This is a genomic window from Amycolatopsis sp. Hca4, from assembly GCF_013364075.1.
Classification (GTDB): Bacteria; Actinomycetota; Actinomycetes; order Mycobacteriales; family Pseudonocardiaceae; genus Amycolatopsis.
The window spans coordinates 10,370,689-10,384,357 of the sequence record NZ_CP054925.1 but is presented as its reverse complement, the minus strand read 5'-3'; the positions used below and the strand labels follow the sequence as shown (position 1 = coordinate 10,384,357).

Sequence of the window (13,669 nt, the reverse complement as noted above, 5' to 3'; positions counted from 1 at the left end):
TCCTTTCAGTGCACGACGGCGACCGGGCAGGCCGCGTGCGCGAGCAGGGTGTTGCCGGTCGAGCCGAGGATCCCGCCGGCGACCGGGCCACGGCCCCGCGTTCCGATGACGATCAGGCGGGCGTCCGGGGCGGCGTGCTGCAGCGCACGGGCGGGGACCCGCTCCGGCACGACCTGGGTGCGGACCTCGAGATCCGGGTACTCGCGTCGCCGGCCGGCGACGCGGGCCGCCAGCCCGGCGTCGTCTTCGCCGGCGTGGACGACCAGCACCGGTGCCCGGGTCGCCGCCGCCTCCTCGAAGGCGAACCGCAGCGCGTGCTCGCTGGATTCGGAACGGTCGATGCCCGCGACGACGGGCCCCGTCCGGACCGGCTGGTGTGCCGGCACGACGACGACGGGGCACGGCGCCTCCGCGGCCACGCGCAGGGCGACGGAGCCGATCAGCGCGCCGCGCAGGCCGCCGAGGCCGTGCGAGCCGAGGACGACCAAGGCCGCCTCCGCTGACTCCTCGAGCAGCAGCTCGGCGGCGAGCCCGAGCCGGACGACCGTCTCGACCCGCACGCCGGGCGCCCAGTCACGGGCGATCCCGGCCGCGTGGTGCAGCCAGCGGTAGATGTGCTCCAGCAGGAGCTCGTCGTGCTCGCGGGCGGGGGTGTCCTCGAAGATGCAGGCGTGCAGCAGGCGCAGGGTGGTGTCGCGCCGCCCCGCCTCCCGCGCGGCCCAGCGGACGGCGGCCAACGACGATGCCGAGGCGTCCACCCCGGCGAGCACCGGCCGGTTCGCGGTCATGAGTTCCTCCTGGGAGTCCGGGAGGTTCAGCATGGGTGGGACGGGTACTCGCCGGTCAGGGCCCGAAGTCCCTTTCACCGGGGACCAAATCCGCCTGTCCGCGCCACCGCCGCCGACGCTGGGACGATGACCTCACCCGATCTGTTCATCGACCACTTCCTGCCGCACCCGCACTTCGAGCTGGTGCGCACGACGATCGTGGACGCGCCGGTGAAGGAGACCTACTCCGCGGCGCGCGAACTCGACTTCACCGACGTCCGGGGCGGCGTCGTCGCCACCGCGGGGTGGTGGCTGCGTGCCTTGCCCGAACGCTGGCACAACCGGCGGCACGGCCCGCCCCGCCGCCCGACCCGGCTGACGGCCGACGACCTCGACGCCGGATCCGAGTGGACGCTGCTCGGCGACCGGCCGGGCGCCGAGTTCGCGCTCGGTGTCGCGGGCAGGTTCTGGAAGCCGGTGATCACCTGGCGCCGGGTGGAGGCCGACGACTTCGCGGCGTTCGACGACCCCGGCTTCGGCAAGCTCGTGCTGGCCGTGTCGGTGGCGCCCTACGGCGCGCACCGCACGGTGCTGACCGTGCACACCCGGGTGCGGCTGAGTGATCCGCAGAGCTGGCTGAAGTTCCGCCGCTACTGGCGGCTCGCCCGGCCGGCCATCGGTGCGGTGCACACGGCCCTCGTCCGCACGGTGGCCACGAAGGCCCGGGAACGGGCCCTCGCGGCCTACACGCGCGCCGATCAGCCCTGACGCTCCCCCGCCGGCTGTCGCGGCTCGTCCGCGGCGGCCGGGGGAAGGTCCTCGTCGTTCTCCTTGACCGCGTGCTGTTCGACCACGTGCAGGTACCGGCCGACCTTCGGGCCGTGCCGCCCGCGCTCGGCGACGTCGCGGCGGGCGTCGGCTTCGATGGCCGCCTTTTCCTTGTCGTCCATGGTTTTCCTCCTGTTCAGTGCGGCAACAGGGTCGCCGCGTGGTCGGGGACGTAGGTCTGCAACCGCCGGTCGGGCCGGAAGTAGCCGGTCGGTTCCGGCCGCGGCGGCAACGACACCGCCTGGCGGGGCACCTCGTAGTAGGGCACGCTGGCGAGCAGGTGCGCGATCATGTTGAGCCGCCCGCGTCGCTTCTCCTCGCTTTCCACGACGTGCCAGGGGGATTCGGCGGTGTCGGTGTGCACGAACATGTCGTCCTTCGCCCGCGAGTAGTCCTCCCAGTGCGTCACCGACTGCAGGTCGATGGTGGAGAGCTTCCAGCGGCGCATCGGGTCGCCGATCCGCGCGCGGAACCGGCGTTCCTGCTCGTCGAGGCTGACCGAGAACCAGTACTTGCGGAGCAGGATGCCGTCGTCGACGAGCAGGCGCTCGAAGATCGGGCACTGCTGCAGGAACCGCCGGTGCTCCTCGGGGGTGCAGAACCCCATCACCCGCTCGACGCCGGCGCGGTTGTACCAGCTGCGGTCGAACAGCACGATCTCGCCCGCGGCGGGCAGGTGCTCGATGTAGCGCTGGAAGTACCACTGCGTCCGCTCGCGCTCGGTCGGGCTGGGCAGCGCCGCGATCCGCACCACGCGGGGGTTGAGGTGTTCGGTGACGCGCTTGATGGTGCTGCCCTTGCCGGCGGCGTCCCGGCCCTCGAACACCACGACCAGCCGGGCCCCTTCCGCCCGGACCCATTCCTGGAGCTTCACCAGCTCGGCCTGCAGGCGCAGCAGTTCGCGCTCGTAGACCGCGCGCGGGAGCTTCTTGGTTCCGGGCATGCCCCGACGCTACGAACACGGTGGCGGTTCTTGCTGCGGCCGGACGTCGGCGGAGCCGGGGTCTTTGGTCCCTCACCCCGGGGCGGTGCGGCCCTCGCGGGCATCGGGGCCGGGCGCGGACGGTCGAGGCATGCATGCCACGTTCCCGCTCGGGCGCCCGGCCGGTATCCGCGTCGGCGCGCACTGGTCCGTGCTCCTGACCATGGCCCTGCTGGCCTGGCTCTTGTCCCGGTCGCTGCTGCCGGACGCGGTGCCCGGCCGGTCCCCGCTGGTCTACTGGGCGACCGGGACGGTGGGGGCCGTGGTGTTCCTGGCGTCGCTGCTGGTCCACGAGCTCAGCCACGCACTGGTCGCGCGGCACCGCGGACTCACTGTCGAGAGCGTCACACTGTGGCTGTTCGGCGGCAGCACGGAGCTGACCGAAGAGGCCCCGACACCGCGCACCGCGTTCACGGTCGCGATCGCCGGCCCGGCGGCGAGCCTGCTGGCCGGGGCCGGCTTCCTCGGCGCATCGTTGCCGCTGCCCGGCGCCACCGGCGTCACGCTCGCCTGGCTGGGCTGGACGAACCTGGTCCTGGCGGCGTTCAACCTGCTTCCCGGCGCACCCCTGGACGGCGGGCGGGTACTGCAGGCTCTCGTCTGGCGGCGCACCGGCGACAAGCGGCGGGCCCAGGCCGCGGCGGCCCGATCGGGGCAGGCCCTCGGGCTGGTCCTCGCCGCACTCGGATTGGCGTGGCTGCTGTGGTCCGGCAGCTTCGCCGGGCTGTGGCTGGCCGGCATCGGCTGGTTCCTGGGCTTGAGCGCACGGGCCGAACTCGCCGTGGGCCCGGCGCGCGAGCTGCTGGGGCGGATCCGGCTCGGCGAGATCATGACACCGGTCCCGGTGACGGCGCCGGGCTGGTTCACCGTCCAGGCGTTCGTGGACCAGGCAGCGGCCGCCCGGTTCCGCACCTACCCGGTGGTCGGGTTCGACGGCCGTCCGGTCGGCGTGGTCAGCCTGGCGCTGCTCGCCCGGGTGCCGGAGCAGGAGCGCGCCGCCACGCGGGTCGAGGACGTCTGCGCCCGCCCGCCGGTGTGCCCGGTGGCGACGCCGGAGACGCCGCTGACGGCGGTCCTCGGTCGGATCGGCGGGCGCCCGGGGCAGGACCTCGCTCTGGTCGTGGCGGACGGCGCGCTCGTGGGTGTGGTGAGCCCGGCTGACATCGCGCGGACGTTGGAGCTGGCTGTGCTGGGCGCGAAAGCCCGCCGGCCGGCGAGGTGACGGACGGCTCGGCGAAACGACTGCTCCCGGAAGCGCCGCTTACAGTCCCGCGCCATTCCGCCGGGTGCCGCATCAGGCGAGTCGCTCAGGAGGACGGGAGCGTGAAGTACGCTTCCTCCTCCTGCGCGAAATGCAGCGTCAGCACGGCATCCAGCCCGTAGAGCGTCGCGCGCAGGTCGTCGACCTGGTCGGGCTGGATCCCGTCCGGTGCCTCCGCCAGGTGGCGCTCCAGCCGGCGGGCCAGGCGGCCGATCTCCGCGTGCTCGCGGCTCATCGTCACCGTGCTCTCCGGGCCGCCCAGTGCCGTCGACAACGCCGGGTACAGCTCGGTCTCCTCCGCCTGCTCGTGCGGCAGCAGCTCCTCGGCGAGCAGCCGGGCCGCCGTGCGGAGCGCCGCGTCCGCGGCCGGGGTCGCTCCTTCGGCCAGCGCGTCGGCCGCTTGGCGGACCGCGGCCCGGGCCGGCAACAGCTTCTCGTGCTCGGACTCGAACCGCCGGACCATCGCGGCCGGGGCGGGGCCGTGGATCTTCCGGTCGCCGAGAGCGCGCAGCGCGTTCAGGATCACCACCACGTCGATGGCCTCCTGGACCAGCGCCCCGGCCACCGGCACCAGGACACCACCGGCCGCGGCGAGCATGGCCACCAGCGACAGCAGGGTGCCGGCCACCGCGCTCTGCACCGCCAGCCGATGGGATCGGCGGGCGATCTCCGCCGCGTCCGCGAGGCGGTCGAGGCGGTCGTCGAGGATCACCGCGTCGGCGGCCTGCGCGGCCGCCGTGGCGCCCCGCGAGCCCAGCGCCACGCCCACGTCGGCCGCCGCCAGTGCGGGCGCGTCGTTGACGCCGTCGCCGGTCATCACCGTCACGCCCCGGGCGCACGCGGCCTCCACCTCGCGGAGCTTGTCCGCCGGCGTCACCTCCGCGCGGACGTCGTCGAGCCCGAGCATCGCGGCGACCTCGCGGGCGTTGTCGACGCGATCACCGGTGAGCAGCCGGACCTCGCCGATCCCCGCCGCCCGCAGCCGGCGCATCGTCCGGGCGGCGTCGGGCCGGATCGGGTCCTTCGCCAGCAGGGCCGCGACGGGCTCGCCGTCGGACTCGACCCACAGCACCGACGCGAGATCCAGCCGGCCGCGGCGGGCCGCGCCGCGCGCCCACGCGGGCAGGTCCGCATCGAGCCGACGGCCCACGCGGACCCAGTGGCCGCCCACGCGGCCGCGAACACCCGAGCCGACCTCTTCGGTGACGTCCTCGGCGGACGCGGGGGTCGCTCCGGCCGACGCCGCGGCCCGCACCACCGCCGCCGCCAGCACGTGCGGCGAATACTGCTCCACCCCGGCCGCGAGCGAGAGGACCTCGGCTGCGTCACGTCCCGGCGCGCACACGACGTCGGTGATCTCCGGACGGCCCTTGGTCACCGTCCCGGTCTTGTCCATCAGCAGGATCGCGGCGCGCCCGAGCGCTTCGAGGGCGGCGCCGTCCTTGACCACCACGCCGGCCTTCGACGCCCGGGACATGCCGCCGGTCACGGCGATCGGGACGGCCAGCAGCAGCGGGCACGGCGTCGCGGTCACCAGGACGGCGACCGCCCGGTCCGCCTCCCCGGTCAACAGCCAGGCGAACGCGGCGATCAGCAGCGAGGCGGGCAGGAACCAGACGGCGACGCGGTCGGCGATCCGGGCGATGCCCGCGGTGCGGGCGGCCGCCTGCTCGGCGAGCCGCACGACTCCGGCGTAGGCGCTGTCGGCCGCGGCCGCGCTCGCCCGGACGTCGACCGCGGCGCCGGCGTTGACGACTCCACTGTGGACGGTGTCGTCGGTGGGCCGCGCGACCGGGAGCGGCTCGCCGGTCAGCGCGGACTCGTCGAAGGTGCCGCCGTCGGGCAGGACGCCGTCGACCGGCACGACTTCTCCCGGGAGGACCACGATGAGGTCACCGGGCCGCACCTCGCCGACCGGGACGGTTTCGTGGCCGGTCGCGGTCCGAAGGTGCGCCACCCGCGGCGCCCGGTCGAGCAATGCGGTCAGGTTCCGGCTCGCCCGCCGCTGCGCCCCCGCTTCCAGCACGCGGCCCGTGGCGACCATCGCCGCGACGATCGCGCCCGCGAGATACTCGCCCACCGCCAGCGTGGCGACCAGCGCCAGGACGGCGAGCAGGTCGGCACCCCACCGGCGAGCCCGCAGATCGGCGGCGACCCACACGACGGCCGGCACGAGGGTGACCAGGTCGGCCCCGGCCCAGACGACGTCGGCGGCGGCCGGCGCGCCCGTCCACCAGGCGATACCCCCGGCGGTGACGAGCAGGAGGACGAGGGCCAGCAGGCCGGCTTCCCGGCGGGTTTCAGCTCGCACGGCCGTCTCCGGTCGTCAGCTCGGCGAGGCGGCGCGAGCTGAGCGGGTCGAGTGCGGCGGCAGCAGCTGCAGCCCGGCTGACCGCGTGGGCGAAGGGATCGTGCGGGTGCATGGGTCCTCCCGGGGTCCGTGCCCAGGTTCGGCTGCCCGCCGGGTGCCGGAAAGGGCCGAAGGGCCTCGACCTGGTCACCTCCGCGAAGCCCTTGGCCCCTGTGACCGGCGCACCGCCGCGGCGAGCATGGAGGCACCCGATCCGAGGAGGAACGATGGACCTCACCACGCCGGACGCCACCACCGTGCGGGCAGCCGTCGCGCTGGCGGTGCGTGCCCCCTCGGTGCACAACTCCCAGCCGTGGCAATGGCGGTTCAGCGGCCGCACGGTCGAGCTGCGCGCCGACCCGGGCCGCCGGCTGCCCCACGCCGATCCCGACGGCCGCGACCTGCTCGTCAGCTGCGGGTGCGCCCTGCACCACTTCACCGTCGCCGCGGCGGCCATGGGGTGGGCCGCGCGCATCCACCGGCTGCCCGAACCCGGCCTGCCGGCGAGGATCGACCTGGTGCCCCACGACACGCGCGACGACGATGTCGCCCTCGCCGCGGCCATCCCCCGCCGCCGTTCGGACCGGCGTCGGTTCGCCCGGCGGTCGCTGCGGGCGCGGGACGAGGTGCTGTTGCAGAAGAGTGCCTCCGACCAGGGCGCGGCCCTGCACGTGGTGACGGCGGCTCCGCACCGGACGGTGCTCGCGACCGCGGCCGCGGAGGCCGCGGGGCTGCACCGGGCCGACCAGGACTACGAAATCGAGCTGGCCGCGTGGAGCGGCCGCGACCACGCCCCGGACGGCGTGCCGGCCCGTAATGCCGTCCTGGCCCTCGCGCCTCGCCGCGAGTTGCGGATCCGCGAGTTCGCGGGCGGGCGCATCCCGGACACGGCGGAGCCCGACGGCGCGGTCCTGACGGTGCTCGCCACCCAAGGCGACACCGAACTCGACCGCCTCCGCGCCGGGGAAGCCGCCGGCGCGGTCCTGCTCACCGCGACCCGGCTGAACCTGGCGTCCTGCGTGTACACCGAGCCGTTCGAGCTGACGAGCACCCGCGGCCTGGTCCGCGACTGCGTCCTCGACGGCCGGCTCGAGCCCCAGCTGGTGGTGCGCCTCGGCTACCCGCCGAAGGGTGCGAAGCCGCTGCCGGCAACCCCGCGCCGGCCGATCGACGAGGTCTTGCGGCCGTTTCCCCGCCCGTACGGCGTGGGCCTGCCGATCCCCGAACAGCTGCGCGGCCGCTGAACCGCAGCGAAGGCCCTCCCACTCCGGGAGGGCCTTCGCGGGTGCGCCGCCGCGGCTCAAGCCACGTCGTTCCACACGTAGTCGAGGCGGTTGCGCACCTCCACCACCCCGGACAGCTCGCTGATCAGCCGCGTCACCGGGTCGATGTCGCTGCGCCGCTCCACGCGGCCCACCACCGTCACGATCCCCGCCCGCACCTCCACGCGGACCCGGTCCGGGCCCCAGCCCAGCTGCCGGATCCGGGAGCACACCTCGCGGTCGAGGTCCGCGTCGCCGCGGGTGAAGGTGCGGACCAGGTCGCGGCGGGACAGCACGCCCACCGGTTTTCCGCCCCGCAGCACGAACAACCGGCGGACGCCGGAGCGCGCGAACTTCGCTGCCGCGACGGCCAGGGAGTCCTCCGCGTCGATCGTGACGACCGGGCTGGTCATCAGGTCTTTCGCGGTGCACGCCGTCGCCTTGCGGGCCAGCCGGCGGTCGCGGCGGCGGGGCTTCGGGTCGTCCCACAGGTGCGGGAGCAGGTCCGCTTCCGAGACGACGCCGACCAGCGCGCCCGTCTTGTCGACCACCCCGACCGCGCTGATCCCGTTGCCGGTCAGCAGTTCGGCGATGTCCTTGAACGGCGTCTGCGGCGAGACGGTGATCGGATCGGCGGTCATCACCGCGGAAACCGTGGTCATGGCAGGTACTCCTTCTTCGTTCAGGCGTTCTCGGTGCGGACGACCAGCACGGGGCAGGCCGCGTGGTGCAGCAGGGCCTGGCTCGTCGAGCCGAGCACCAGCCCGGTGAAGCCACCGCGGCCACGGCTGCCCACGACCAGCAGCTGCGCGCCGCGGCTCGCCGACAGCAGGCGGTGGCGCGGCTTGTCGTGCTCGACGCGGCGCTCGACCTCGACGTCCGGGTACTTCTCCTGCCACCCGGCGAGCCGCTGGGCGAGCAACCGCTGCCCCGAGTCGCGCAGGGACTCGCCCTGGAACGCGATGTTGCCGTCGCTGAACAGGCCGGCGGTATCGCCGTCGTGCCAGGTGTAGATCGCCACGAGCGGCGCGTTGCGCAGCGACGCCTCCTCGAACGCCCACGCGATCGCCGCTTCGCTCAGCGGGCTGCCGTCGACGCCCACGACCACCGGGCCGTCGACGCTCTCGCGGCCGCGCACCACGACCACCGGGCAGTGGGCCTTGGCGGCGAGGTCGACGTCGGGCGACCCGCTGAACAGCCCGGCGATCGGGCCGACGGGCTCCCCGGTGACGAGCAGCCGGGCCCGCTCCGACACCCCCAGGAGGGCCGGGACCGGCCCGCGGTCACTGGCCTCGGTGTCGACGGCCAGCCCCGGGACGGCGGCTTCGAGGATCGCCCGCGTGCGGCGCAGCACCTGATCCGCTTCGGCCTCCTTGACCGCCAGCCAGTCCGACGGCGGGTAGACCTTGCCGCCGAACGCGCCGTCTTCGTAGCCGTACGCGGTGAAGACGAGCAGCGAAGCGTGCCGCCGGGCCGCTTCCCCGGCCGCCCACAACGCCGCCGCAGCCGCCGTTTCCGAGCCGTCCACGGCCACCACGACCGGCGCGTTTCCGGTTGCGCTCATGACGTTTCCCTCCGGGGTTGCAGTTCGTGATCCCGAAGGTAGGGCGCACGCGAGCACGGACGCTGCGGCCGTTCGTCCCCGCGGCCGGTGACCTTCGGCCGCTCCTGCCCACCCGCCCGGAAGCGCATCGTGAGCGGGAGGAGGTTCCCGTGAGGCACGAAGAATGGCGTGACGCCGTCGCGGCGGTACCGGTGCTGTTCACGGTCGCGCTCTCCGTCGGCTACCTGGCCGACGGCACGGCCATGTGGGTGCACGACGTCCGCACGGTGGCGGTCACCGCACTGCTGCTGGGTTTGGCCGCTTTCGCCCTGGGCGCCTGGTCCCGAGCCGGCGCGGGGAAGTGGTTCAGCGTGCCACTCGGTGCAGGTGCACTGGCCGCGGCCGTCCTGGCCCTCTCACCGGCGACGGCGGCCCGCTCGCCGTGCTGGTGGTCCTGATCGCCGTCCTGTGGGTGGTTTCGACCGTCCGGCACCTGCGAACCCCGGCCGGGCGGCGGTGACCGTCCGGCTGCTGCCCGGTTCAGCCGGCCCGGAGCACCGCCGCGCCGTTCACGCGGTCCGCGGCCAGGTGCGCGAGCGCCTGATCCGCGTCGGCCAGCGCGTAGGGCACGGTGCTGACGCTGAGGCGGTGCGTTCCGGCGAAGTCCAGGAACTCCCGCGCGTCATCGCGCGTGTTCGCCGTGACACTGCGCACTTGCCGCTCTTGGAACAAGTGCTGCTGGTAGTTCAAGGGCGGGATGTCGGACAGGTGGATGCCCGCGATGGCCAGCGTCCCGCCGCGGTCGAGCGCGGCCAGCGCGGGCAGCACGAGCTCGCCCGCGGGCGCGAACAGGATCGCCGAGTCGAGTGGTTCCGGCGGTGGGTCGGCGGCTTCCCCGGCTGACGCCGCCCCCAGCTCGAGTGCCAGCTCGCGCGCGTCGGCGCTGCGCGTCATGACGTGCACGGTGGTACCGCGGGCGATTGCCACCTGGGCGGTCAGGTGCGCACTGCCGCCGAAGCCGTAGATGCCGAGACGGCCGCCTTCGGGCAGCTCCGCCCGCAGGAGCGCGCGGTAGCCGATCAGCCCGGCGCACAACAGCGGCGCCAGCTCTTCGTCGGTGTACCCGCCGGGCAACGGCAACGCATACGCCGCCGGGACGACCGAGTACTCGGCGTACCCGCCGTCGGCGTCCCAGCCGGTGTACCGCGACTCCGGGCACAGGTTCTCCCGGCCGCGCCGGCAATAGCGGCAGCGCCCGCAGGTCGCGCGCAGCCACGCGATCCCCACCCGGTCCCCGGCCGCGAAGCCCGTGACGTCCGTGCCGAGCGCCACGACCTCGCCGACCACCTCGTGCCCCGGGATCACCCCCGGCCGGTGCACCGGCAGGTCGCCCTCGGCGACGTGCAGGTCCGTCCGGCACACCCCGCACACGAGCACCCGCACCAGCAGCTCGCCGGCGGCGGGCCGCGGCACCGGCGCCCGCACCGCCTCCAGCGGCCCGGTCGCCATCGGGCCGGGGCGCGAGACACGCCAGGCGGCCATGGTCGTCGGCACGTTCATCCATCCTCCTCGGCTCGCGGGATGTCCCGAGTCACGATGCGCCGCCGGCCGCGGTGGCGCGACGTGCCCTGGTCCTCCCGGCCGGGGACGTTAGGCCCTTCTTCCCCTCCGGCACAGCCGCGAAGGTGGGATCACCCCGCGACTCCAGGAGCGCCTCCATGTCCCGAACGGCCCGGTCCGGCCCGCCGCCCACGCCCGCACCGAAACCGGAGCCGCCACGGCGTTCACGTGCCGGCAGCTGGCTGCTCACCGCCATCGGCCTGGTGATCCTCGCTGTGCTCGTGGTGCCCGCCTTCCTGACGCCCACCGCGCCGTCGATGACCTACACCGAGTTCCTGTCCGAAGTGGACGCCGGGCACGTCGAGTCGGTGACGGTCGACGACCAGGGCGCGGTCGGCGGGAAGCGGCGCGGCGGCGCGGCGTTCACCAGCCGCATCCCCACGGCACTCGAGCCGGGGCAGCTGGAAGCGAAGCTGCGCGAAAAGAACGTCGTGATCACCGCCACGAAGGCCGACGGATCACTGCTGACGGGGCTGCTCGGCTACCTGCCGTTCTTCCTGCTGATCGGGTTCCTCGTCTGGGCGGGGATGCGCGCGCAGAAGTCCGCCGGCGGCGGCCTCGGGGTGACCGGGTTCGGCCGCGCGAAGGCCAGAATCATCGAAGCGGAGCGCCTGACCACCCGGTTCGCGGACATCGCCGGGTACGAAGGGGTCAAGCAGGAGATCGGCGAAATCATCGACTTCCTCCGCGACCCGGCGCGCTACGCCGCGGCCGGCGCCACGGGCCCGCGCGGTGTCGTCATGGTCGGCCCGCCCGGTACCGGGAAGACGCTGTTCGCCCGCGCGGTCGCCGGGGAGGCCAGCGTGCCGTTCCTGTCGATCACCGGTTCGGCGTTCGTCGAGATGTTCGTCGGGGTCGGTGCCTCCCGGGTGCGGGACCTGTTCGAAGAGGCCCGGACGCGGGCGCCGTCGATCATCTTCATCGACGAGATCGACGCCGTCGGCGGCCGGCGCGGCATCGGTGGCGGTCTCGGCGGGCACGACGAACGCGAGCAGACGCTCAACCAGCTGCTGGCCGAGATGGACGGCTTCGACCAGAGCAGCGGCGTCGTCGTGCTCGCGGCCACCAACCGGCCGGAGACCCTCGACGCGGCGCTGCTGCGGCCCGGCCGGTTCGACCGGCAGGTGACCGTGCCGCTGCCCAACCAGGCCGAGCGCGCGGCCATCCTGGCCACGCACATCGACGGCAAGCACCTCGACCCGGACGTCGACCTCGGCATCACCGCCCGGGGCACCCCGGGTTTCTCCGGCGCCGACCTCGCCAACCTGGTCAACGAGGCGGCGATCAACGCCGACCGTGACGACCGCACGGTGCTGACCGCGGCCGACCTCGCGGCCGCCCGCGACCGGGTGCTGCTCGGCCGGCGCGACAGCTCCAACGCGCTGCTGCCCGAGGAGCGGCACTCGGTGGCGGTGCACGAGTCCGGGCACGCGCTGGTGGCGGCACTGTGCGAGCACGCCGACCCGGTGACGAAGGTGACGATCCTGCCGGCCGGCATGGCGCTGGGCGCGACCGAGCAGCTGCCGGAGGCCGAACGGCACCTCTACCGCGAAAGCCACCTCGCGGACCTGCTCGCCGTCCGCCTGGGCGGCCGGGCGGCCGAACTCGTGGTGTTCGGGGAAACCTCGACCGGGGCGGCGAACGACCTCGCCGGCGCGACGGCGCTGGCGGCGAAGATGGTGACCGAGTACGGGATGTCGCCCGAACTGGGCCCGGTCGGCTACCGCGCGGCCGAGGAACAGCCGGAGCTGCAGGGCCGGCCGTATTCCGAACAGACCCAGCGGGCGGTCGACGAGGAGATCGCCCGGCTGGTACGTGCGGCGCAGGACCGAGCGGCAGGCCTGCTGCGGCGGCATCGGGCCGCCCTCGACGCGCTCGCCGGGCGGCTGCAGGAGCACGAGACCGTCGACGGGACCGTAGTGCTCGCCGTGCTGCGGGAAGAGGCCGCGGTGGTGACCGCCGGAAGTCCCCTTCGCGAAGGACTTCCGGCCGCAGCGAACGGCCACTCAGCAGCCCTACGGTCGGCGCACGACAGCCGGACCGGGAGCCGCCGATGAACACGCCGCACCAACCGATCGTCACCGGGATCGACGGGTCGGGCGAGGCGCTCGACGCCGTCCGCTGGGCAGCCCGTGCCGCCCGGCTGCGGGATGTCCCGCTCGAAATCGTGCACGCCCTGGACTTCCCGGCGCTGCTGGCCGGCGGGGTTGTCCCGCCGCCGGAGGAGATGAAGGACACCCTCCGCGCGCACGGGCGCCGCTACCTGCGGGCGGCGCAGGAGATCGCCGAAGCGCAAGGCGCGACCGCGGTGGCCACGCGGCTGGATCCCGACCGGGCCGCGCAGGCCCTCATCCAAGCGTCGCGCACGGCGGCGCTGGTCGTGGTCGGCTCCGGTGGCCGCGGCCGGCTCACCGGCCTGCTCGCCGGCTCGGTCGCCTCGGCCGTCGGCGCGCACGCTGCCTGCGACGTGGTGGTGGTCCGCGGCGACTCCTGGGACGACCCGGAGGCGGCGAGCCGGCCGGTCGTGGCCGGGATCGACGGCAGCGAGCCCAGCGCCCGCATCCTCGCGGCGGCAGTCGCCGAGGCCCACGTGCGGAAGGTCCGCCTGGTCGTGGTCCACGCGTCCGCGGACGAACCGCGCCCGGAAACCGATCCGCACCTGGACCAGCGGTCCGCCACCGAGGCCGGCGAGCAGCTGCTGGGCGAGCTCACCGGCGAACACGACACCGGCGGCATCACCGTCGAACGGGTGGTCGTCCGCGGTCACCCGCGTCGCGAGCTGATCGAGCGCAGCGCGGCCGCACAGCTCGTCGTGCTCGGCGACCGCGGCCGCGGCGGCTTCCCCGGTCTGCTGTTGGGATCCACCGGCCAGGCACTGCTGCACAACGCGGCGTGCCCGGTGTACCTGGTCCGCACCGCCGACTCTGGGATACGACTACAAGTGAGGCACACCATGGACACCGACCCCGGATTCGCACCGGCGGCCAACGCCGAGGCGCCGTCGTCCAGCCGCCGGCGGCACGACGGCGTCGCCACCGCGCACGATCGCTGAGCCG

14 protein-coding genes are annotated in these 13,669 nt (G+C 74.5%); 6 read left to right on the top strand and 8 right to left on the bottom strand.

Features of this window, described 5'->3' with window-relative positions:
• Window positions 1-5: 5 nt before the first annotated feature.
• Entirely contained in the window at window positions 6-788 is a 783-nt protein-coding gene (locus tag HUT10_RS47060) for a universal stress protein (RefSeq protein WP_176177135.1), read from the bottom strand.
• A gap of 126 nt (window positions 789-914) precedes the next feature.
• Here HUT10_RS47060 and HUT10_RS47055 point away from each other — a divergent pair, with 126 nt between their 5' ends.
• Window positions 915-1,535 (top strand): hypothetical protein, encoded by a 621-nt coding sequence (locus tag HUT10_RS47055; protein ID WP_176177134.1) that lies wholly within the window; start codon window positions 915-917, stop codon window positions 1,533-1,535.
• On the opposite strand, the gene HUT10_RS47050 is transcribed toward HUT10_RS47055, so the two are convergent.
• Together HUT10_RS47050 and ppk2 are read right to left on the bottom strand one after the other, a co-directional pair.
• On the bottom strand, window positions 1,526-1,717 hold the full coding sequence (locus HUT10_RS47050; protein WP_176177133.1) for a hypothetical protein: 192 nt from the start codon (window positions 1,715-1,717) through the stop codon (window positions 1,526-1,528). The genes HUT10_RS47055 and HUT10_RS47050 overlap by 10 nt on opposite strands.
• A gap of 14 nt (window positions 1,718-1,731) precedes the next feature.
• Window positions 1,732-2,538: a polyphosphate kinase 2 gene (gene ppk2 / locus HUT10_RS47045; protein ID WP_176177132.1), complete on the bottom strand. Its 807-nt coding sequence runs from the start codon at window positions 2,536-2,538 to the stop codon at window positions 1,732-1,734.
• A gap of 130 nt (window positions 2,539-2,668) precedes the next feature.
• Here ppk2 and HUT10_RS47040 point away from each other — a divergent pair, with 130 nt between their 5' ends.
• Entirely contained in the window at window positions 2,669-3,799 is a 1,131-nt protein-coding gene (locus tag HUT10_RS47040) for a site-2 protease family protein (RefSeq protein WP_176177131.1), read from the top strand.
• A gap of 85 nt (window positions 3,800-3,884) precedes the next feature.
• Here HUT10_RS47040 and HUT10_RS47035 read toward each other — a convergent pair whose 3' ends face one another.
• Both HUT10_RS47035 and HUT10_RS51970 read right to left on the bottom strand, forming a co-directional pair.
• Entirely contained in the window at window positions 3,885-6,149 is a 2,265-nt protein-coding gene (locus HUT10_RS47035; RefSeq protein ID WP_176177130.1) for a heavy metal translocating P-type ATPase, read from the bottom strand.
• Window positions 6,139-6,261, bottom strand: a complete 123-nt coding sequence (locus HUT10_RS51970; protein WP_303247020.1) for a hypothetical protein — start codon at window positions 6,259-6,261, stop codon at window positions 6,139-6,141. Before HUT10_RS51970 ends, HUT10_RS47035 begins: the two co-directional genes overlap by 11 nt.
• 154 nt (window positions 6,262-6,415) lie before the next feature.
• Between HUT10_RS51970 and HUT10_RS47030 the strand changes: the two genes are divergently transcribed.
• Complete coding sequence (locus HUT10_RS47030; RefSeq protein ID WP_176177129.1) at window positions 6,416-7,432, top strand: hypothetical protein; 1,017 nt, start codon at window positions 6,416-6,418, stop codon at window positions 7,430-7,432.
• A gap of 56 nt (window positions 7,433-7,488) precedes the next feature.
• Here the strand turns inward: HUT10_RS47030 and HUT10_RS47025 are convergent, their stop codons facing one another.
• Both HUT10_RS47025 and HUT10_RS47020 read right to left on the bottom strand, forming a co-directional pair.
• Window positions 7,489-8,112 carry a CBS domain-containing protein gene (locus HUT10_RS47025; RefSeq protein WP_176177128.1) on the bottom strand — a complete coding sequence of 208 codons (624 nt, stop codon included), beginning with the start codon at window positions 8,110-8,112 and terminating at the stop codon, window positions 7,489-7,491.
• Between the two features lie 20 nt (window positions 8,113-8,132).
• Window positions 8,133-9,014 carry a universal stress protein gene (locus HUT10_RS47020; protein WP_176177127.1) on the bottom strand — a complete coding sequence of 294 codons (882 nt, stop codon included), beginning with the start codon at window positions 9,012-9,014 and terminating at the stop codon, window positions 8,133-8,135.
• 149 nt (window positions 9,015-9,163) lie between these two features.
• On the opposite strand from HUT10_RS47020, the gene HUT10_RS47015 reads away from it, so the two are divergent.
• Window positions 9,164-9,451: a hypothetical protein gene (locus tag HUT10_RS47015; RefSeq protein WP_254897352.1), complete on the top strand. Its 288-nt coding sequence runs from the start codon at window positions 9,164-9,166 to the stop codon at window positions 9,449-9,451.
• 82 nt (window positions 9,452-9,533) lie between these two features.
• On the opposite strand, the gene HUT10_RS47010 is transcribed toward HUT10_RS47015, so the two are convergent.
• The gene (locus HUT10_RS47010; RefSeq protein ID WP_176178384.1) at window positions 9,534-10,535 is read right to left on the bottom strand and encodes a zinc-binding alcohol dehydrogenase family protein; all 1,002 of its coding nucleotides are present in this window, start codon (window positions 10,533-10,535) and stop codon (window positions 9,534-9,536) included.
• A 176-nt stretch (window positions 10,536-10,711) separates the two neighbouring features.
• Here HUT10_RS47010 and ftsH point away from each other — a divergent pair, with 176 nt between their 5' ends.
• Both ftsH and HUT10_RS47000 read left to right on the top strand, forming a co-directional pair.
• The gene (ftsH, locus tag HUT10_RS47005; RefSeq protein ID WP_176177126.1) at window positions 10,712-12,670 is read left to right on the top strand and encodes an ATP-dependent zinc metalloprotease FtsH; all 1,959 of its coding nucleotides are present in this window, start codon (window positions 10,712-10,714) and stop codon (window positions 12,668-12,670) included.
• The gene (locus tag HUT10_RS47000) at window positions 12,667-13,665 is read left to right on the top strand and encodes a universal stress protein (protein ID WP_176177125.1); all 999 of its coding nucleotides are present in this window, start codon (window positions 12,667-12,669) and stop codon (window positions 13,663-13,665) included. Before ftsH ends, HUT10_RS47000 begins: the two co-directional genes overlap by 4 nt.
• The last annotated feature ends 4 nt before the right edge of the window (window positions 13,666-13,669 follow it).